The organism is Enterobacter sp. BNK-18 (assembly GCF_047456135.1).
In the GTDB taxonomy this organism is placed as follows: Bacteria; Pseudomonadota; Gammaproteobacteria; order Enterobacterales; family Enterobacteriaceae; genus Enterobacter; species Enterobacter ludwigii.
Window position 1 is genome coordinate 2595158 of sequence record NZ_CP179899.1, and the last position, 21337, is coordinate 2616494.

At 56.7% G+C, this 21337-nt stretch carries 16 protein-coding genes; 4 read left to right on the top strand and 12 right to left on the bottom strand.

The features are described from left to right. Position 1 precedes the first annotated feature (1 nt). The 8 genes from ACMGG3_RS12475 to ACMGG3_RS12510 all read right to left on the bottom strand — a co-directional run bounded on the left by ACMGG3_RS12475 (position 2) and on the right by ACMGG3_RS12510 (position 13649). Positions 2 to 622, bottom strand: a complete 621-nt coding sequence (locus ACMGG3_RS12475; protein WP_020883032.1) for a YfgM family protein — start codon at positions 620 to 622, stop codon at positions 2 to 4. A gap of 13 nt (positions 623 to 635) precedes the next feature. Then, on the bottom strand, positions 636 to 1910 hold the full coding sequence (gene hisS / locus ACMGG3_RS12480) for a histidine--tRNA ligase (protein ID WP_252070236.1): 1275 nt from the start codon (positions 1908 to 1910) through the stop codon (positions 636 to 638). An 81-nt stretch (positions 1911 to 1991) separates the two neighbouring features. Then, positions 1992 to 3110 (bottom strand): flavodoxin-dependent (E)-4-hydroxy-3-methylbut-2-enyl-diphosphate synthase, encoded by a 1119-nt coding sequence (ispG, locus tag ACMGG3_RS12485; RefSeq protein WP_063214644.1) that lies wholly within the window; start codon positions 3108 to 3110, stop codon positions 1992 to 1994. Positions 3111 to 3136: 26 nt separating this feature from the next. Next, positions 3137 to 4153 (bottom strand): cytoskeleton protein RodZ, encoded by a 1017-nt coding sequence (gene rodZ / locus ACMGG3_RS12490; protein WP_014171167.1) that lies wholly within the window; start codon positions 4151 to 4153, stop codon positions 3137 to 3139. Positions 4154 to 4446: 293 nt separating this feature from the next. Then, positions 4447 to 5613 carry a bifunctional tRNA (adenosine(37)-C2)-methyltransferase TrmG/ribosomal RNA large subunit methyltransferase RlmN gene (locus tag ACMGG3_RS12495; RefSeq protein WP_014171168.1) on the bottom strand — a complete coding sequence of 389 codons (1167 nt, stop codon included), beginning with the start codon at positions 5611 to 5613 and terminating at the stop codon, positions 4447 to 4449. A gap of 169 nt (positions 5614 to 5782) precedes the next feature. Continuing rightward, complete coding sequence (ndk, locus tag ACMGG3_RS12500) at positions 5783 to 6214, bottom strand: nucleoside-diphosphate kinase (protein WP_003860625.1); 432 nt, start codon at positions 6212 to 6214, stop codon at positions 5783 to 5785. A gap of 156 nt (positions 6215 to 6370) precedes the next feature. Beyond that, positions 6371 to 8695, bottom strand: a complete 2325-nt coding sequence (pbpC, locus tag ACMGG3_RS12505) for a peptidoglycan glycosyltransferase PbpC (protein ID WP_252068928.1) — start codon at positions 8693 to 8695, stop codon at positions 6371 to 6373. A gap of 1 nt (position 8696) precedes the next feature. Then, positions 8697 to 13649 (bottom strand): alpha-2-macroglobulin family protein, encoded by a 4953-nt coding sequence (locus ACMGG3_RS12510; RefSeq protein WP_414149216.1) that lies wholly within the window; start codon positions 13647 to 13649, stop codon positions 8697 to 8699. A 285-nt stretch (positions 13650 to 13934) separates the two neighbouring features. Here ACMGG3_RS12510 and ACMGG3_RS12515 point away from each other — a divergent pair, with 285 nt between their 5' ends. The 4 genes from ACMGG3_RS12515 (at position 13935) to ACMGG3_RS12530 (ending at position 18568) form a co-directional block, all read left to right on the top strand. Continuing rightward, positions 13935 to 15479, top strand: a complete 1545-nt coding sequence (locus tag ACMGG3_RS12515; RefSeq protein WP_414149217.1) for a PTS transporter subunit EIIC — start codon at positions 13935 to 13937, stop codon at positions 15477 to 15479. A gap of 12 nt (positions 15480 to 15491) precedes the next feature. Beyond that, a complete protein-coding gene (locus ACMGG3_RS12520) occupies positions 15492 to 16859 on the top strand; it encodes a 6-phospho-alpha-glucosidase (RefSeq protein WP_106503406.1) in 1368 nt (455 codons plus the stop codon). A 90-nt stretch (positions 16860 to 16949) separates the two neighbouring features. Continuing rightward, complete coding sequence (gene sseA / locus ACMGG3_RS12525) at positions 16950 to 17798, top strand: 3-mercaptopyruvate sulfurtransferase (protein WP_025203463.1); 849 nt, start codon at positions 16950 to 16952, stop codon at positions 17796 to 17798. Continuing rightward, positions 17798 to 18568: a MurR/RpiR family transcriptional regulator gene (locus tag ACMGG3_RS12530; RefSeq protein WP_121339137.1), complete on the top strand. Its 771-nt coding sequence runs from the start codon at positions 17798 to 17800 to the stop codon at positions 18566 to 18568. The genes sseA and ACMGG3_RS12530 overlap by 1 nt, the downstream gene beginning before the upstream one ends. 17 nt (positions 18569 to 18585) lie before the next feature. Here ACMGG3_RS12530 and sseB read toward each other — a convergent pair whose 3' ends face one another. The 4 genes from sseB to fdx form a co-directional block, all read right to left on the bottom strand. Then, positions 18586 to 19362, bottom strand: a complete 777-nt coding sequence (sseB, locus tag ACMGG3_RS12535; RefSeq protein ID WP_020883025.1) for an enhanced serine sensitivity protein SseB — start codon at positions 19360 to 19362, stop codon at positions 18586 to 18588. Positions 19363 to 19458: 96 nt separating this feature from the next. Beyond that, positions 19459 to 20745: an aminopeptidase PepB gene (gene pepB, locus ACMGG3_RS12540; protein WP_020883024.1), complete on the bottom strand. Its 1287-nt coding sequence runs from the start codon at positions 20743 to 20745 to the stop codon at positions 19459 to 19461. Between the two features lie 53 nt (positions 20746 to 20798). Continuing rightward, positions 20799 to 20999 (bottom strand): Fe-S cluster assembly protein IscX, encoded by a 201-nt coding sequence (gene iscX, locus ACMGG3_RS12545; protein ID WP_014171178.1) that lies wholly within the window; start codon positions 20997 to 20999, stop codon positions 20799 to 20801. Between the two features lies 1 nt (position 21000). Then, positions 21001 to 21336, bottom strand: a complete 336-nt coding sequence (gene fdx / locus ACMGG3_RS12550) for an ISC system 2Fe-2S type ferredoxin (protein WP_014171179.1) — start codon at positions 21334 to 21336, stop codon at positions 21001 to 21003. Position 21337: the final 1 nt, after the last annotated feature.

Below are 21337 nucleotides of genomic sequence, written 5' to 3' on the forward strand. Positions count from 1 at the left end.
CTCAGACGGACAAATTATTTATTTTCATCTGCATCATTTCGCTCAGCGCAGGTGAAGCTTTGCTCTCTACGCCAGCTTGCCACGCTTTACGCGCGCCCGCTTTGTCACCTTTGCTCAGCAGTGCTTCACCGCGCAGATCGGCAACAATGGCAGCAAAACCTTCGCCTTTGATGGTATCGAGCGTTTTCAGCGCATCGTCAGCTTTTTTCTGCTGAACCTGAATACGAGCCAGGCGCAGATTGATTACCGCTTTCAGATTTTCATCACTGGCGGCGGTTAGCCCTTGTGACAGCAGGCTAGCGGCTTTATCCAGCTCGTTCTTATCAACGTACTGCTGCGCCACTTCCAGTGCGGCCAGCGCACCGTAGGTGTTTTTGTTGTCAGCGGCAAATTTCTCTGCCGCCGTCAGCGTTTGCGGCTGATCGGCACGGATTGCGCTAACGGTATTTTCATACGACAGCGACGCGTCACGCGCGGAGTCCGCCTGATGACTGTTCCAGTAACGCCAGCCTACCAGCGCACCGACACCTAAAATAACCCCAACAACCAGCGCCTTGCCGTTTTCGACAAAGAAGCGTTTAATCGCGTCGACCTGATCGTGTTCGTTCTCGTAAATTTCCACGCAGTCCTTCTCCTTAGCCCAATAGAGTGCGCAAGTGTGCCGCAACGCCGTCCTGCGTTACCGTTGTCTGCTCACCAGAGCGCAGGTCTTTCACAACCACTTCGCCGTTAGCCACTTCGGACTCGCCCAGCACCAGTGCAATACTTGCGCCCCATTTATCGGCACGAGCAAACTGTTTTTTGAAGTTGCCGCCGCCATGGTTGGTCATCAGCTTCACGTCCGGCAGTGCATCACGCACACGTTCCGCAAGCTGCATTGCCGCAGGCTGAGTTTCCGCGCCTGAGGCTACCAGGTATATATCGACAACGGAATCTGCTTTAAATTCCGGATTAACTGCCTGAACCAGCAAAACAAGTCGCTCAAGACCCATGGCGAAGCCAACGCCAGGGGCTGGACGACCACCAAGCTGCTCAACCAGACCGTCATAACGACCGCCGGCACACACAGTGCCCTGGGAACCGAGGCTGGATGTCACCCACTCGAACACGGTGCGGTTGTAGTAGTCCAGACCGCGCACCAGACGCTGGTTCACGGTATAAGCAATGCCCGCGGCTTCCAGCAGTTTGCACAGACCCACAAAGTGCTCACGTGACGCTTCGTCCAGGTAGTCGCCCAATGCAGGTGCATCGTTCAACAGCGCCTGTACGTCAGGGTTTTTGGAATCCAGCACACGCAGTGGGTTGCTGTACATACGACGTTTGCAGTCTTCGTCCAGCTTCTCTTTGTGCTGCTCCAGGAACGCAACCAGTGCGTCACGGTAGTTCGCACGTGCTTCCAGAGAACCGATGGAGTTCAGTTCCAGTGAGACATGCTCAGCAATGCCGAGCGCACGCCACCAGCGGGCAGTCAACATAATCAGTTCGGCGTCAATGTCCGGGCCCTGCAGGCCAAAGACTTCCACACCCAACTGGTTGAACTGGCGATAACGACCTTTCTGCGGACGTTCGTGGCGGAACATCGGGCCGATATACCACAGGCGCTGCTCCTGATTGTACAGGAGACCATGTTCGATGCCGGCGCGTACGCAGCCCGCCGTACCTTCCGGACGCAGTGTCAGGCTGTCGCCGTTGCGGTCCTCAAAGGTGTACATCTCTTTTTCAACCACGTCGGTCACTTCGCCGATCGCGCGTTTGAATAACGGGGTCTGCTCTACAATCGGCAAACGGATTTCGCTGTAACCGTAGCTGCCGAGCACCTGTTTGAGTGTGCCTTCAATGCGCTGCCAGATGGCGGTTTCGCCAGGCAGATAATCGTTCATGCCGCGGATGGCTTGAATGTTTTTTGCCACGTTTATTCTCTTTCTATATACAAAAAAGAACCCAAAGAATGGGTTCAATCATACATGGGAAGCGCCACGCTTCCCATCACGTTATTTTTCAACCTGCTGAATGCTGATGCGCTGCGCTTCATCCATCATTGTTGCTTTGGCACGGATGCGGGCTTCAAGCTGGTCGATCATATCACTATTATCCAGACGATCTTTACGCACGCCATCTTCATAGAGACCACTTTTCTTGTTACCGCCGGTGACGCCGAGCGTTGACACCAGGGCTTCACCCGGACCGTTCACCACGCACCCGATGATGGAGACGTCCATCGGGGTGATGATATCTTCCAGACGTTGCTCAAGCGCATTCACCGTGCCAATCACGTCAAATTCCTGACGTGAACAGGTTGGGCAGGCAATGAAGTTGATCCCACGTGCGCGGATACGCAGTGATTTGAGGATATCGAAACCGACTTTGATCTCTTCTACCGGATCGGCCGCCAGCGAAACGCGCAGGGTGTCACCGATCCCTTCCGAGAGCAGCAGCCCCAGACCGATCGCCGATTTAACGGAACCGCTACGAAGGCCACCGGCTTCCGTAATCCCGAGGTGCAAAGGCTGATCGATCTGTTTTGCCAGCAGGCGATAAGACTCTACTGCCAGGAACACATCTGAGGCTTTTACGCTGACTTTGAACTGTTCGAAGTTCAGACGATCAAGATGATCAACGTGACGCATCGCGGATTCAAGCAGCGCCTGCGGCGTTGGCTCACCGTATTTTTCCTGCAGATCTTTTTCCAGGGAACCGGCGTTAACGCCGATACGGATAGGAATATTTTTATCGCGGGCGCAATCCACCACCATGCGGATACGCTCTTCGTTACCGATGTTGCCCGGGTTAATACGCAGGCAGTCGACGCCATATTCAGCAACTTTCAGCGCAATGCGGTAATCGAAGTGGATATCAGCAACCAGCGGAACGCTGACCTGCTGTTTGATCAGTTTGAACGCCTCTGCGGCATCCATTGTCGGCACGGAGACGCGAACAATGTCCGCGCCTACACGCTCTAACGCTTTGATCTGATTGACCGTCGCTTCCACGTCTGTGGTGCGCGTGTTGGTCATCGACTGGACGGCGATAGGAGCCCCATCGCCGATTGGCACATTACCAACGTAAATCCGTTTCGATTTTCTACGTTGAATCGGAGCCTGGTTATGCATGAAAAATCTCCCGCGTTGCCCGTCTGTTACTGTGCTGCTGATTGTTCGGCATTAACGGTAAGACGCGCAACCTGGTTAGTTCTGATAAAGCGGCTCAGGTCGACAGGTTTTCCTTGATACTGGATCTGAACTGCTGCCGGAGCGCCGATTTTAAGTTTATACGGTGCCTGGCCGGTTAGGTTTAACGTGCCATCTTTACGCTGCAGACCGCTGAACAGTTTTTTACCTGTTGCATCGGTCACTTCCAGCCAGCAGTCAGCTGAGAAGTTCATCACCAGCGCATTTGGGTCCGCCGCCGGCGCCGCCGTTCCGGCCGGGTTGGTTGGCAGTGACGCAGCACCGTTGTCCGCAGGCTGAGTGGCCGCTGGCGCGTTGGTCGCGGTATCCACGTTTGCCTGAGAAGGGGCAACCACCGCGTTTGGATCCTGAGCCTGAGGCGCAGGGGTATTAGCCGTTGCGGCGGGTGCCTGCCCGGCATCGGTTGCAGGCGCATCGGTCGCGGCAGTCTGCGGCTCGCTGGAGGTGGCAGCACCTTCGGTATTCAGCGGCACGCTCTGAGCGTTGTCATTGCCGGACTGATTGAGCTCGGCGGAGGATTGATCGGCCATGGTGGTGATCTCTTCCTGCTGCGCCTTGTGGTTTTGCCACCACCATGCGCCCGTCAGGCCGATCACCACAAACAGCACCAGCCAGGTAAAGCTCATCAGCCAGCCATCACGTTTTTTACGACGTTTTCCCAGGGAGAAGGTCTGCATCGGCGCAACTTTTGCTGCGCGGACCGGTGCCTGCTTCTCCATCATTGGCAGTAATTCTTCTTCAGGGATATGCACCAGTTTTGCATAAGAGCGGATGTAACCACGCAGAAATGTTGAAGCCAGATCGGCCGGAGCCTTATCTTCTTCAATATCGCGAACCGTGGAAACCTTCAGACATAAGCGTTCTGCAACGGCTTGCTGGCTGAGTCCGAGTTGTTCACGGGCGTTGCGAAGACGAACGCCAGTGGAGAGTGCTTCATGTTGGTCGTGAGTGGCTTCAGTATTCATTCGCTACAACTACTGGTACGTGAAAAAAAAGGGTTCAGGTGCCGGTAAGTCACAATGCCACCCGCACCGCGAAAGTTCTGATCAGTTAACCTTGAACAGACAGTATAAGACTGTCAGCCCGGAGATGACAGCACAGCCCTGCCCGTCAGGATAAACTGTTGTTACGTCGTTACATACTGCCCGAAAGTCGGATGAAACGCACCGTAATTATTGATCAGTCATCACGAATCTGACTGATTATTCAGTAAGATTATGCTTCACGGCGCAAATAATGCGCCGTGAGTGCATAAGAATCAAACAGCTTTGACCGCAATCGTCTCGCCCTGCATGCGTTTACGCAGGGTACGTTTGGTACGGTCAATCACATCACCTGCCAGCTGTCCGCATGCAGCATCGATATCATCACCACGGGTTTTACGCACGATAGTGGTGAAACCATACTCCATCAGCACCTTGGAGAAACGGTCGATACGGCTGTTCGAGCTACGGCCATAAGGTGCGCCCGGGAACGGGTTCCATGGAATCAGGTTGATTTTGCACGGCGTATCTTTCAACAGTTCAGCCAGCTGATGCGCATGCTCGGTACCGTCGTTTACGTGATCGAGCATGACATACTCGATCGTCACGCGGCCCTGGTTCGCGTTGGATTTCTCCAGGTAGCGACGCACGGCGGCGAGGAAAGTTTCGATATTGTACTTTTTGTTGATGGGTACAATTTCGTCACGGATTTCGTCGTTCGGTGCATGCAGTGAGATCGCCAGCGCAACGTCAATCATGTCGCCCAGCTTGTCCAGTGCAGGCACTACGCCTGACGTCGACAGCGTTACGCGACGCTTGGACAGACCAAAGCCGAAGTCATCCAGCATGATTTCCATCGCCGGAACGACGTTGGTCAGGTTCAGCAGTGGCTCGCCCATGCCCATCATCACTACGTTGGTGATTGGACGGGTCCCGGTCACTTTCGCCGCACCGACGATTTTCGCCGCACGCCACACCTGGCCGATAATTTCAGACACGCGCAGGTTACGGTTGAATCCCTGTTGAGCGGTTGAGCAGAACTTGCACTCCAGCGCACAGCCTACCTGAGAGGAGACGCACAGCGTGGCGCGGTCTTCTTCCGGGATGTAGACGGTTTCAACGCGCTGATCGCCAACGGCAATCGCCCATTTGATGGTGCCATCGGCAGAGCGCTGCTCCTCCACCACTTCTGGTGCACGGATTTCAGCCACTTCTTTGAGCTTATTGCGCAGCACTTTGTTGATGTCAGTCATGTCATCAAAGTTGTCGCTGCAATAGTGGTACATCCATTTCATGACCTGATCGGCACGAAACGGCTTCTCGCCCATCTCTTTAAAGAACTCGCGCATCTGCTGACGGTTCAGATCCAGCAGGTTAATTTTTCCATTTTTATTTGGAACCGCAGGAATGGCGACTTCGGAGGTATTCACTAATTCAGACATAATTTTTTCCGGCCTCGTTGTTACACGTTATGGCCCATGGAGGGTTGAAAAGAAACGCCCCGGAAAGCAGTCTGCTCGTCCGGGGCGTTGCATTGTACAAAGTCTGGCGCAGGGATGCCACGTCTGCACGCGGCATTTACGAAAATAATGTGTAAACGAAACCGTTAAATTAACGGGTACGTGGACACACTTCGCCTTCAGCGAAGAAGAACGCGATTTCACGAGCGGCAGATTCAACAGAATCGGAACCGTGGGTGCCGTTCTCGGTGAAGCTGTCTGCATAGTCAGCGCGCAGGGTACCAGCCAGTGCGTTATCCGGGTTGGTCGCACCCAGCAGGTCACGGTGACGCTGTACTGCGTTTTCGCCTTCCAGTACGGATACAACGATCGGGCCAGAAGTCATGAACTCAACCAGACCGTCAAAGAATGGACGACCTTCGTGCTCAGCGTAGAAACCGCGAGCCTGCTCAACGGTCAGGTGCAGCATTTTGGTGCCAACGATTTTGAACCCTGCTGATTCAAAGCGAGCAAAGATGCTGCCAATAACGTTTTTTGCCACCGCGTTTGGTTTGATGATGGAAAAAGTACGTTCAATAGCCATGATAACCTCTGTAAATGTTCTGTTGTTTTTCATACCTGAGTATGGTGTGGCGCGGATTATAATGAGCAATAGCGCCATTGCCTATGGATTCAGGTAACATTTTTTTAAAATGAGACGAAGATTAGCAACAGCTCACAGCAGAAGAGACGTTTAACGCTACTGCAGCGTGAAATTCACCGTCGCCACCTGCCCCGCTTCATCCATCACCAGCACCTGATAATCGCCTGATTTATCAAGCTGCAAGGTGTAAACCCGGCTCTTCACCGCCAGCGGTTCGCCATTCAAAAACCACCAGCGTTCACCGCTATTGCCGGTGGCCTGTAGCGGTAACGAGACGCGGGATTCCCCCGGCAGACGCTTGATAACCGCGCCTTCACGCACGCCAGTCAACATCAGCGGTGCAGGTGAGTCCTGCGACAAGGGCGGACAGGTAGCCGATGGCGAAGGGATCCGTGCTGAGCGCCGCTCGGCTGCAGGCAGCCAGGGTTCCAGCGGCAGCGGCCAGACATCCAGAACTTTCTCGGTCGCATCCGGGCAGTCTGCCGCCACGCGTTTGCCCTCTTTATCCAGCCAGACCGGGAAACGGATCCCGCGAATACCTTCCTGTTCCGGTAGGAGCAACGTCGGCGGCTCGCTGCCGTCCAGCAGCCAGGTCGCCAGGCGGCGACGGCAATTTTCGCTCCCTTCCGGCAGCGACTGGCCGCCCGGCCAACAGATGACGCCGCGCCCCACACCGTCAGGACGAGGGTCGCGTGGCAGACGCGCCTGATCGAGCGTTGAACCAGACTGCAGTACATTATTCACCTGGTTAAGCAGAGGTACCGCGCTCGCAAACCCAAACTGACCCGCCACAGGCGTGCCGTCCGGTCGTCCGGTCCAGATCCCAATAACGTAACGGGCATTCAGCCCTACCGCCCATGCGTCACGGTAGCCATAGCTGGTTCCCGTTTTCCATGCCAGAGGTACCACCTGCGGCAGCGCATTGTCCGGCAGCGGCTGCGCCTCATTGGCCAGAATACGGCGAATGATCCACGCCGCCCCCTGGGATAATAACGGCCGCTCTGACAGGGGATCGCCTGGCTGTAAGCGCAGCCGGCCCGCTTTACCGTGTCGGGCGAACGCGCTATAGGCCGCGGTAATATCGGCCAGCCGCGCCCCTGCCCCGCCCAGGATCAGCGATAAATTCGGCTGTGCGCCAGCAGGTAAAATCAGCGGCAAACCTGCATTACTCAACATCGCAGCAAAACGTTTTGGTCCGTATGCCTCGAGCACCTGCACGGCGGGCAGATTAAGGGAACGTACCAGCGCTTCACTCATACTCACCGGCCCATGAAACCCACTGTCGAAATTACCCGGGCGATAATCCCCCGTTTTTCTTGGAACATCCTGGAGCAGCGATGCCGGGTGGATCAAACCGTCGTCCAGCGCCATACCGTAGATAAAGGGCTTGAGCACCGATCCCGGCGATCGGATCGCATTCACCATATCCACATGGCTAAACCGGGTGTCATCGTTAATGTCGACCGATCCCACCCAGCCACGCACTTTCATATCCGTGTGATCGACGACGATCATTGCCAGCGAACTGCGTGCCGGCAGACGAGATTTCCAGTTCATCGCCAGTTCTTCAAGCTGCCGCTGCAGGGACGCATCTAAGGTAGTCACAATTTTAGTATCGCGACTTTTGCTGAGCATCATGCGCGAAAAGAGCGGTGCCAGCTGCGGCATTTGCCGGGGCGCCAGCCATACCGCTTCTTCACGGGACTCCTTAACCTGGCTTGCCGGCCAGACGCCCTGCGTCACCATCCGGTCGAGCACTTTGTTGCGTGCCGCTTCTGCACGTTCCGGCCAGCGGTCAGGACGCAACCGGCTTGGCGCCTGCGGCAATACGGCGAGCAGCGCCGCTTCGGAATAGCTGAGCTGCGAAGGCGGTTTGCCGAGATAGGTCCAGCTTGCCGCACCAATCCCCTGCAGCGTACCGCCAAATGGGGCGCGGTTAAGATAAAGCGTGAGGATGTCGCGCTTAGAGAGGTGCCACTCAAGCTGCATGGCTCGCCAGAGCTGACGAATTTTGCCACCAAAAGTGCGCGGATGCGGATCCAGCAGGCGCGCCACCTGCATAGTGAGCGTGCTGCCGCCTGAGACAACCCTCCCGGAGGTAAGATCCTGCCAGGCGGCGCGCAGCACAGAGAACGGATTCACGCCTGGATGGTCCCAGAACCAGCGATCTTCATACTGGATCAAGGCTTCAAGATAGCGGGGAGAAACCTCTTCGAGAGTGACCGGATAGCGCCAGATCCCTTCGCTGTCGGCAAAACGCCAAAGCGGTGTGCCTTTTTCGTCCACCACCACCCGTGCGGGGTTGACCTCTTTCAGAGGCAACGGCCACAGGCGATCAGCGGCCAGGATCAGCCCCCATAAAACGAGAAGCGCTCCCGCCAGCCACAGCCAGCGGGAGCGTATCAGACGTACAAGCCGCATATTACGGTACAACAATCAGCGGGCCACTGGCCGCACCTGTTGCCCGCCACTGCGGAACATACATGGACTCCACCATCGGGACCGGCACCTCATAGGTTCCCGGCGTCACGGCGCGCGCCAGATAAACCAGCGTGACCGGCTGCCCTTCGTTAACCGGCACCGCCGCCACAAAGCGATCGTCGCGGAATTCCATATGCTGAATATCCGCCTGCTGCATCTGACTGAGCAGGTTCTGCACTTCGCTGCCGCTGTCCTGCAGGCTGGCGCTGCTGCTCGCCAGGTTCTGGTTTTCCAGTTCCAGTCCCGCCGGGAGGAGATCGACAACCAGCGCATCCGGCACGTTCTGGCTGGCCTTCACTTCAAGCCATACCAGCACCAGCTCGCCGCTCTTCAGTGACGTGAGCGACTTTGTGCTGCCGTCGGTTGCCAGAATATGGCGCTCAATCTGCAGCACGTTAGACGATGGCTGAGGTGCAGATGCCGGATAACCGGTGCTATCAAGGCGTACCCACAGCGGTGTGCTACCGGTATTTGTCACCTGCAGCGCGCCAAGCTGGTCGCCGTTCACGTTCTGTACCAGGGCTTTATCACCGCCTGATGCAGTATCCGCCAGAGACGTTTGCGCCTGCCATGCGCCGGACAAAGTTTGCAGCGAGCGTCCGGCCAGGAACAGGGCGTTACTCTCCTGGGTCGAGAGCCAGCGCTGGCTGAAAGCTTGTTCCGACAAGGCGTTCAGCAGCGTATTTTGCGCATCCGGCAGAAGCTTGTACTCCTCAAGCAGAGAGAGCATCAGCGCATTATCACGAAGCGCACTGCCATAATCGGCCATCCAGTTTTTGCTGTCGTTACGCGGCGTTTTGATGGCCAGACCCAGCGCCTGCTGGCTGCGCGGTGCGTCGCCCATCAATTTTAGCGCCATCCCCAGCTGCATCAGCGGCAGCCCGGAAGCGGCCTGTCCGTGACGTTCCCAGATTTCACGCAACGCACCAAGCGGGGCCTTTTGCTGGCGAGCCAGCACCAGCGCGGCATAGGCCTGCACCGCAAATTTACTGGCCTGGGTATCATCGCTGTAGCGGATGGACATCATACCCGGGTCCTGCAGGTAACGCAGCAAGCGGCTGTTGGCGTTGTTAACCGCCTCAGCAGGCACGCTGTAGCCCTGCTCGCCTGCACGAACCAGGAAGTCAGTGACATAGGCGGTGAGCCAGTACTCCTCCGGACCGTTTTTATCCCAAAGCGCGAAACCTCCGTCATCACGCTGCATCTGCAGCAGACGGGAGATCCCGATATCAATGGCCGCACGGCGCTTGTCATCCGTATCCCCTTTGATGCCAAGCGCGGTCAACTGCGCCGCGTTGGTGTAGAGCGACGGGAACAGACCACTGGTGGTTTGCTCCAGACAGCCATACGGGTATGCCTGCAGCTCACGAATATAGCGCGCCAGATTCAGAGGCGGTTTCCCGCTCAGCAGCAATTGTCCCTGTAGCGTGGCAGGAGAGAAGCCATTAAGGTGCTGCGCCGGTGCACTCCACGACTCACCGGGATTCAGCATGGCACCGGTGTTAACGGTCTGCGCCGGGAATGCCGGACGAACGCCGATTTTCCAGCTCTTCTGTTGTGCAGCGAAAGTCTCGCCCGGCAGCTGCAGGCCGGTCACCTGAGCGGTCACTTCACCGTCACCGTAACCATCCAGTGCACGTACCGGGATAAACAGGGTGCTGCGCGCGCCCGGCGGTAACTTCACGGGCTGCGGCTGTGCGCCCTCAAGCGACAGCTTGCCGGTAGCGGTAAAGGCAACGTTCAGCGTTTGCGGCTGGTCCGTCAGGTTGGTCACATCCAGCGTCAGGCGTGAGGTATCGCCGCTTGCCAGGAAGCGCGGCGTGTTCAGTTCGGTAATGATTGGGGCGGCGACAATCACTTTACCTTCGCTGCTGCCGAAATCATCTTCCGTCCAGGCCTGCGCCATCAGACGCAGCTCGCCATTGAAGTCTCCAATGGGCAGTGTCACGGTCCCTTCACCGTTAGCATCGAGCTCGACCGGCTGCGCCTGCTGGGCAATGATAGTCACGTGGTTCACCGGTGGTTTACCGCCGCGCTTAAGCTCATCGCCGTCACCACCAAAGCGCAGCGCAGCCATGCGGCCCTGCCCTTCAATGACCTGACCGTAAATATCGTAGATATCCGCGCCGTAGCGCTTCTGACCGAAGAACGCTTCCCACGGATCCGGGGTAACGTAATCGGTGATGTTCAACACGCCGCTGTCCACTGCCGAGATCAGCACATTCACTTTCTGCGGAACGGCGCCTTCTTTGACGCTGGCCTTCACCTTCACGGACAGCGTCTGGTTTGGCCGCATTTTCTGCGGATTTTCCAGCGCGACATTCAGGCGGCGATTCTCATCGCCCATCGGCAGATGCAGTAACCCGACGGCACGTTTCGGCGTCGCTGATTTGGATTTATCGCCAGGGCGTACCACCAGCGTGCTGAGATAGAGATCGTGACGTTTCCAGGCCTTATCCACCGGGATTGAGAGATCGAGCCCGTTGGCCGGTACGTCGATCTCTTTCCACCACAGCGGCCCTTCGCTGGACTCGATCATCGCATAGCCTTTACCCGCCGCCGGAGCAGCGATATGCAGCTGGATGGTATCTCCCGGCTGATAGGAAGGCTTGTCCAGTTTCATGGTCACACGGTCGGGGCGAGCGGCACCGGTGCCGTCGCTATTATCCTGCCAGCTGTAGCCGGCCCAGAAGCGCACGCTGCTGACCATATCGTCCGGTGCTTTGACCTCCAGACGGTACGAACCCCACTCCACCGGGAAGGTCACTTTACCGGTTTCATCGGCCTTGAGGGTCAGCTCCTGCTCGCCCTCCACCAGGTCTTTCTGATCAAACTGTGACTGCCAGCCATCGCTCTCTGACCAGTTCCAGTAGTAGTCACGGCGCTCACGGATCAGGCGAACCTGTAACCCGGAAACCGCCTTTTTTGCCCCGCTGGCATCGGCATAGACGATATCAAAGCTGGCATTGCCGTTTTCATCCACGATCGGCTGGTTGACGGTGGTGTCAGTGCGGTAGTCATAAACGGCCTTACTGGCAAACTGAGGACGGATACCCGGCAGCTCGGCCGCCGGCCAGATGGCCTGCTCAGCACGGCGCGTCACCGGGCGACCGCCCGATTCCAGAAGGCTGGCCTGCAGGATCAGCTGCAGCGGTGAATGCGCCTCTTTCCACTGGCTTTCTGTCGAGACCTGTCCGCGCCCCTGTTCATCAAGGGTTAGCTGAACTTCATCCAGGCTGCGGCTCAGGTTCTCTTCGGCGATATCACCGAACTGGAAGCCCGGCAGTGCAGCGACGGCTTCGCGCAGCGGTCGCAGGAAAAGCTGGCCTTGCAGGGAATTTCCGTTGGCAGGTGCGCCATACAGGTAATAACCCGCAATGTTAAAGTCGACGTTATCTTCGGTGGAAACCGGCGCTTTTTGTCCCGTCAGATTAAGCGCCATACGCTCCGGCATAAAATCTTCAACGTGGAAATCCCACAGGCGCTGTTGGTTATCGCCGGTATTGGCGCGGATATGCCACATACCGGTCTGCGCCCCGCCGTCCAGGGAATAATTGAAGCGATAGAGGCCGTTCTCAGGCTGGGCGACAACCGTGCGCGCCACCTGTCCGTCCGGGCGCAGTACGTCGAGTTTAACGGGCTGGGCAGGAAGCGGTTTACCGTCGCTGTCGCGCAGCAAACCATTGAGGATCACCGTTTCGCCAGGGCGATAGAGATCGCGCGGGCCAAACATAAAGAATTGCTTGCTGTAGCCTGGGCTACCTGCGATATCAAACTCCGCCAGATCGAGGGCCGGAAGCTTGAGGTCAAGCAGCGTGGTCTGTCCGTCTTTGCTGGCCAGAATCAGCGCGGCTTCTTTGTCAGTCTCAAGTTTTGCGTGGCCGTCAGCATCGCTGTTCGCTTCGGCAAGCGTCTGCCCTTTATCATTCAACAGGGTGACGGTAACGCCGGATTGCGCCGCGCCATCTTCCAGGCTCTGGGTGAAAATATCCAGACGGTTATGATAACGGTGAGCGGACAACCCAATATCACTTAAGGTAAAGAGCGTCGCGGCATTGCTGTAGTTATAGTGCCCGGCCTGATTCATGACCGCGATGTACACGCCTGACTGCTGGAGCGGCTTAATATCCCGCAGCGGCAACAGCAGTTTTTCACGGGTGTTGCGTGCCGGATTGAGGTCAAACCGGCCGGTATACACCAGGTCCGCCATTTTGAGCAGATTATCGGACTCCCAGTTAGTCAGGGAGTTACGGTACTCCCACTGGCTGACAAAGGAGGCCAGGGATTCAGGCTTCACGCGGTAGAAATTCACGTCAACATTGTTGACGTTGAGCGCCATTACCGGCAGACCTTCCACCACCTTGCCCGGCAGCAGCGAGCCACGGCTGGCAAAACCGACCGTCGGTTCAACATCCCGTGTAGTCAGGGCTTTTTCGTAATCGATACCAAATGTCGCTTTGTTCAGCGCCTGCAAATCACGTTCAACGGTGACAACCAGATTGCGGTTGGGCTCCAGATGGCGCAGGCGTAGCTCTTTCAGGTTAGGTGCGAGTTCCCACGCCCCGTCAACCTTGCCGCTTTTTTTATCCACCACATGCACTGTTTTGGCGAAATCCTGATCGGGATTAAGCGGAACAGAGAAGGTCAGCACCAGCGTGGCCGCGCCATCAAGCTGCACCTCTGAAGTATCCAGCAGGGTGAGCGCTTTGCCCTGACTCTGTGCCGCCAGCGTTGCCAGCTTTTCAGCGTCCGGCTTTTCCGGTGCTTTCGGTGTCGTTGCTGTGGATGCTGCGGGAGCCGCAGCCTGAGAGTTATCGTCGCTGTTATCACAGCCGACAAGCGAAAATGTGGTAAGCAGCGCGAGAGAAATCGCGGCTAAGCGAAACGGTGTCATCCTTTGTCCCTGGCCCATGGAGCCTGTTGGTCGTCTTCCGGATAAGTATTATCCGCAAGTTTCATTAATACAAAAAGTCTAATTTTAGAATCTGGAAAGCACCTCGCAGAGCGACGACGCCTTTACTCAGGCACTGCTATGCCGATCACAGTCGCAAACGTCACATGTTACCTTTTACGTCATTTGTTTTTAAAACAAGAAGATAGCTGGATTACCTCGCCTTTAGCCTGCTAGCTTTAAGCTCAAGACGCACCCCGAGTGCGCGGTTCACTAAGAGAGACAGTCATGAAACGAGCCGTGAACGCCCTACAAAATTTCGGAAAATCGTTGTACGGACCGGTACTTATCTTACCGATCGTCGGTCTTTTTATCGCATTCGGTAACGTCCTGGGGAACGGTAACCTCGCAGAGTATGTGCCGTTTCTCGGCCATCCGCTGATTCAGCATGTTGGTCAGCTTATCGCGAAATCGGCCGTGTCAGTACTGGTTAACCTGGCGCTGGTGTTTGCCGTCGGGATACCGATTGGCCTGGCCACGCGTGATAAAGGCTATGCGGCCCTGATTGGCCTGGTGACCTTTGTTGTTTTCATTAACGCGATGAACGTTACGCTGCAGCTCCAGGGCGAACTGGCCCCCGCTGACCAGATGAAAGCCGCCGGGCAAAGTATGGTGCTGGGCGTGCAGGTGCTGGAGATGGGCGTTTTCGCCGGGATCCTGACAGGGGCGCTGTCCGGATACTTGTACAACAAGTACTCCGGCGTACAGTTTAACGGCGCGATGGCCATCTATTCCGGCCACTGTTTCGTCGCCATCGTCATGCTTCCTGTCTCAATGCTGCTCGGCGTCGTGATGAGCGAACTGTGGCCATTTGCCCAGCATGGCATCAGCGCACTGGCGCTGGCGATCAAAGGTTCCGGGCCTTTTGGGGTGGCCATTTACGGCTTCCTGGAACGCATTCTGGTGCCGACCGGCCTGCATCATCTGGTCTATACCCCCTTCCTGTATACCGAACTTGGGGGTACGCAAGAGGTATGCGGCACGGTTTATCAGGGCGCACGCAATATCTATTTCGCCGAAATGGCTTGCCCGGAAGTGAAGCAGTTGAGCAGCACGGTAGTGTGGGACGCGCGCGGCATCAGCAAAATGTTTGGCCTGCCCGCGGCGGCGCTGGCGATATACATGACCGCCAGGCCGGAGCGCAAAGCGACAGCCAAAGCCATCCTGATCCCGGCAGCGTTAACCTCTCTGCTGGTGGGCGTTACCGAGCCGATTGAGTTTTCGTTCCTGTTCGTCGCTCCGCTGCTGTTTGTGGTACATGCGGTGCTGACCGGCATCGGCATGATGCTTTTCTCCCTGTTCGGTGTTCATGCCATCGGCGCTAACGGAATTATCGATTTTATTCTTTATAACCTGCCGCTCGGCACGGAGAAGTCCAACTGGCCGATGTACATCGTGGTCGGGCTCATCATGTTCGCGCTCTATTTTGTGGTGTTCCGCTTCCTGATCCTGCGCTTCAACATGAAGACGCCGGGACGCGAGGATGACGATCAGGAGACGCGCCTGTACAGCAAACAGGAGTATCAGGCGAAGGGGAACAATGACGGGCTGGGTGAATCCATCGTGGTGGGGCTGGGAGGCCGGGAAAACATTGAGGTAGTGGATAACTGCTACACCCGCTTACGCGTCACGGTGAAGGATGTCTCCATCATCGACGAGCCGCGCCTGAAAGCGACCGGCGCGAAAGGGATTATCAAACAAGGTAACAACGTTCAGGTGGTCTACGGGCTGCATGTCAAAAAAATGCGAGAAGCCGTTGAGACGTTTCTCTGAGAGGAGCTAAAGATGTTTACACCCCCTTTTATTCTGTCGATTGCCGGTGGCGGCAGCACCTATACGCCGGGTATCGTGAAAAGCCTGATGGTACGCCTGCAGGACTTCCCGCTGGCCGAGATTCGCCTCTACGATATCGACGAAGCACGCCAGAACACCATTGCACCGGTGGTGGAGAAGGTCATTCGCGACCATAGCCAGAGCATTACCTTCACCGTGACCACAGACCCGGAAGTCGCGTTCAGCGGGGCACACTTTGTCTTCGCCCAGATGCGTGTCGGCCAGTACAGAATGCGTGAGCAGGATGAGAAGATCCCGCTGCGCCACGGCGTGGTGGGCCAGGAAACCTGCGGTCCTGGCGGGCTGGCATACGGCCTGCGCACGATCCTGCCGATGGTCGAGCTGATCGATCTGGTGGATCGCTACGCGCATGAAAAAGCCTGGATCGTGAACTATTCCAACCCGGCAGCGATCGTTGCGGAAGGGGTGCGCCGCCTGCGACCGGACGCCCGCGTGCTTAATATCTGCGATATGCCAGTGGCGGCGATGCGTAACATGGGGGCCATTTTGGGTGTGGACCGCCACAAGCTGGAGGTGGACTACTTTGGTCTGAACCACTTCGGCTGGTTTACCCGCGTGCGGGTGGACGGCGAGGACAAGCTGCCGGAACTGCGTCGGCATATCGCGAGGTTCGGCCTGCTGACGGAAGATGCGGCCAAAACCGATCCGCAGCACTCGGATCCGTCGTGGGTGAAAACCTGGCGCAACATCAAGCCCATCATGGATAACTTCCCGGAATATCTGCCAAACCCCTATCTGCAGTACTACCTGATGCCAAACCAGATTGTGGAGCATCAGAACCCGGACTATACCCGCGCGAACGAAGTGATGAACGGGCGTGAGAAAAAGCTGTTTGCCGCCGCAGAAGAGTATAAGCGTACCGGGATTTTACCGGATGCCTTCCACGTGGGCGTCCACGGCGAGTTTATTGTCGATGTCGCCTGCTCGCTGGCATTTAACCTGCGTCAGCGCCATCTGGTAATGGTGGAAAACCGCGGGGCGATAACCAATCTGCCGTACGACGCGGTGGTGGAAGTCCCGGCCTACATCACCTCTGAAGGGCCAGAGCCTATCCGCGTGGGTCGGGTCCCGTTGTTCCATCAGACGCTGCTACAACAGCAGCTCGCCTCTGAACAGTTGCTGGTGGAAGCGACCATTGAAGGCAGCTACGAAAAAGCGCTACAGGCGTTCACCCTGAACCGTACCGTGCCCACCATGGAGCACGCAAAAGCGATTCTCGATGAGATGATTGACGCCAACCGTGACTACTGGCCTGCGCTGCAAAAAGCCTGGCAGAACGGTGAAGCGGTGAAAAAATAGGGTCGTGCTCGCGAGTTGAACGTGGTTTGCTTGTCGGTGTCAGAAAAAACACCGACAATCCTTTTTTACGGAAAAGAATGGAGGCAACCCATGTCCACCTCATATTTTGTCGCCGCCGACTGGCTGATTGAGCACGGTGACGATCCGGAAGTACAGATTATTGACGCGCGTATGGCACCTGCCGGGCAGGAACATCTTCGCGATATGGTCGCAGAATACCGCGCAGGGCATTTGCCGGGCGCGGTATTTTTTGATATTGAAGCTCTGTCCGACCATAACTCCCCTCTCCCGCACATGCTGCCGCGCCCGGAAGCGTTCTCCGTGGCGATGCGCGAACTTGGCGTTAATCGTGACAAACACCTCGTGGTTTACGATGAAGGTAACCTCTTCTCCGCACCGCGCGCCTGGTGGATGCTGAAAAACTTTGGCGTGGAGAAAGTCTCAATTCTGGCAGGCGGCCTCGCGGGCTGGAAGCGTGATGAACTGCCATTGCAGCAGGGCGACGTGACGCTGCCGGAAGGCGAGTTCGACGCGACGTTTGATGCGCATCAGGTAAAACGTCTGACCGACGTGCTGGTGGTCAGCCATGAAAAAACGGCGCAAATTGTCGATGCCCGCCCTGCAGCGCGCTTTAACGCCCAGGCGGATGAACCGCGTCCGGGGCTGAAGCGCGGCCATATTCCCGGCGCGTTGAATGTGCCGTGGGGCGATCTGGTGTTTGAAGGTGAATTAAAAACGACCGATGAGCTGCGCGCCATTTTTGATCGTCAGGGCGTGGATTTGCATCGTCCCATTATTGCCAGTTGCGGGTCCGGCGTCACGGCCTGCGTGGTGATTCTGGCGCTCGCCACACTCGGTGTAAACGACGTGACGCTCTATGATGGCGCCTGGAGTGAATGGGGTGCACGAGACGATTTGCCCGTTGAACCGGCCAAATAATGGATAACCGTCTGGCCACGCTGTTAACGCGCGGGGCGTCACTGACCCGCGCGGAATATCGCGTGCTGGCCCACCTGACAGATCATCCTCTGCTGGTGGGCAATATTACGGTGCGCGAACTGGCGCAGGCGACGTTCGTCTCAACCGCTACCATTATGCGTTTGTGTCAGAAATTAGGCTTCAGCGGTTTCAGCGAATTTATCTGGCACTGCAAACAGCTGTTAACCGAGACGCCGTATATCGCCGCGCAGGCACAACAGCGCCCGGAACTGCCGGCGCTTTTCAGTCAATTTATCGCGAACTATCAGCAAACCTTTCAGTGGGTAACGCAGGAGAAGCGCGCGCAATTTTCGACGTTACTGCGCCAGAAAGAGAGCTTCTTTCTTTATGGCGCCGGCTTCTCTTATCTCTTCGCCGAGTACCTCACCAAGAAATTGCAGGTGCTGGGCAAAACGGCGTTTATTTCCGGGCCGGGGGATAGCCGGAACATTTTCCTCAGCAACGCTGCGCGGTATCAGGTGTTTATCGCCGTCTCACGCAGCGGTGAAACCGAACAGGTGCTGGATAAAGCGCGGATCGCGAAAAACGTGGGTATGACGGTCGTGGCTTTTACGCGCGCTTCGGCCAATACGCTGGCGGGAATGGCAGATTTGCACTTTGCCTTATATGACGAGGCGGTACATTACGCCGCAGAAGCCGCTGGCGTGACGTCGTTTGAGTCGAATCTGGTCCTGCTGATGGATTTACTGCTGCTGGAAGCGACGGGGTGAAAAATCACCCCGCGTAATCAGATAATGCGGGTGGTTTTGAGATCGCGCAGGAATCCGCCCCAGCGACGCTCGTAAAACGGCGTGATGTGCTCGGTAATAAAGTGGCTGATGCCCTTCTCATCCTTCTTCACCTGACAGATATCGATCGGCTCATCACCCGGCAGCGTATCGGTGGCAACACTGCCCGCAGCCTGAATAATCTCCTCGATATCGCCGTCTGCTTCAATGCCAATCAGCAGTACCGGCTGTTCATCCGTGCTCTCTTTAACAGAGCAGAGGAACGCGCGCCTCACGGGTTTGAGGGTCTTGAACAGCGTGGTCAGCGAATCAATCATCTGCGCAGGGGGTTCGGCTACTTCAGACAACAGCAGCGTTTCGCCCCCTTCCAGCACTTCCTGCGTACTGAGCGGGTTGCCCTCCTCGCCAATCAGATGGTTGATTTCACGCGGGGTGAACTCTTTCCCGGTTGGCAGTTTGGCGTTGAGGAACAAGGTCTGGCCCAGCGTCATTTCGAACAGAGTGCGCACCGGCATCACCACGAACGCCTGCTCGTCTTCAACGGCCTGCTGCAGCGCTTCCAGCGAGGTGAAGAACGGGATCACCGACGTGCCGTCGTCTTTCTCCCAGTGGAGCAGGTCCAGCGCGCTGTCTTCAACAACCTGTTCGCCTTCCGCTGCGGTACCCGGAACCCAGACGGTGGACTCCAGCAACGTGCGGAAAAATGCCGGACGGTGGGCAGGTTCGGTCGCCGCCTGTTCCAGCAGAGTTTCTAATTCGTTTTTCGTTTCAGACATAGTTTGGCTACTTCAACATAATGTCGGCTGGCGCAAGGCTAACAGGCCTACAAAACCGTAGGCCCGGACAAGCACAGCGCCGCCGGACAAAAACAATTACTCGGCAGTCAGCAGGTTCGCGATAGTACGCACGCCCAGTCCCGTTGCCCCTGCAGACCACTGCTCAACGGCCGCTTTACGGTAGGTTGCGGAGCAGTCGATGTGCAGCCAGCCTTCGTGATAGTTCTCAACGAAGTGAGACAGGAAGCCGGCCGCCGTGCTCGCACCCGCCGGATAGGCTGCGCTCGCGGTGTTGTTCAGTTCGGCGAAGTTAGACGGCAGCTGGCTGCGGTGGAATTCGGCCAGCGGCAGACGCCAGAACGGTTCGTTCTCCGCGGCCGCGCTTGCCAGCAGGCGAGCTGCCAGTTTGTCGTCAAAGCTGAACAGCGCATGGTAGTCGTTGCCCAGCGCGGTTTTCGCCGCACCGGTCAGGGTCGCCATGTCGATAATCAGCTCTGGCTTCTGCGCAGACGCGTCGATGAGACCATCGGCCAGCACCAGACGACCTTCCGCATCGGTGTTCATCACTTCCACGTTTTTACCGTTACGGTAGCGAATGATGTCGCCGAGCTTAAAGGCATTACCGCTCACCATGTTGTCCGCACAGCACAGGTAAAGCTTCACGCGCTTGTTCAGACCGCGCGTAATGGCAAACGCCAGCGCGCCAGTGATGGTTGCCGCACCGCCCATATCGGACTTCATGGAGTCCATGAACGCGCTCTGCTTCAGACTGTAACCGCCGGTATCGAACGTGATGCCTTTCCCGACCAGGCAGGCAAATACCGGTGCTGCTTTATCACCGGTTGGGTTGTAATCCAGCGCCAGCAATACCGGAGGACGCTCGGAACCGCGACCCACGGTGTGGATCCCCATATAGTTCTGCTCGCGCAGGTCTTCACCTTTGGTGATGCGGTAAGACATTTTGTCGCCGGCCACGCCGCACAGCAGGTCAACGGCGCGCTGCGCAAGTTGTTCAGGACCCAGCTCTTCTGCCGGGGCGTTAATGGTATCGCGCACCCAGTCGATAATGGTCAGACGGCTTTCCAGCTCTTTCTGACCCGCTTCGTCGAGCGTCGCCCACTCGATTTTACGGCTGCCTTTCGGTCCTTTGTAACCCGCCCAGAATGCCCAGCTGCGGTCGATATCCCAGCCTTCGCCGTCCAGGGTGACATGTTTAATGCCCAGACCATCAATTTTGCGCGCCGCGCGCTGGATCAGACCCAAATCATCGTTGCCAGTCAGGTGCAGGGTAATACCGTCGTTGTTGATACTGTAGGTGGCTTTCTCGCCCCAGCGCGCGTCAGCAGGCTGATTCGAGATCGTAATCTTCATCGCTTCGGTCATTTTATTTATCCTTATTAGCAAACGGGCCGCCTGAAGGCAGCCCGTAAGGTGATTTATTCTGCTTCATCTAACCAGACTAACAGAATCGCCTCCAGAATTTTTTCATTGGATGCGTTTGGATCGTCGTCAAAATCGTCTAAATCGCAGATCCACTGATGCATATCGGTGAAGCGTACGGTTTTAGGATCGAGATCCGGGTTAGCGTCGTAGAGCGCTTCGCCGATTTCACGGCTGTCAGTCCACTTCAGTCCCATATCAGTGCTCGCGTGCGTGGTTGATGGTGTAGCGTGGGAATTCCACGACCAGATCTTCATCGGTCACCAGAGCCTGGCAGCTCAAACGGCTGTCTGGCTCCAGACCCCATGCTTTATCCAGCATGTCGTCTTCATCTTCGGTGCTCTCGGCCAGAGAGTCAAAACCTTCACGCACGATGCAGTGGCAGGTTGTGCAAGCACAGGATTTTTCACAGGCGTGTTCCACTTCGATACCGTTACGCAGGGCAACATCGAGAATGGTCTCACCGGTCTTCGCTTCCAGAACAGCACCATCCGGACAGAGGTCCGCATGAGGCAAAATAACAATCTTTGGCATA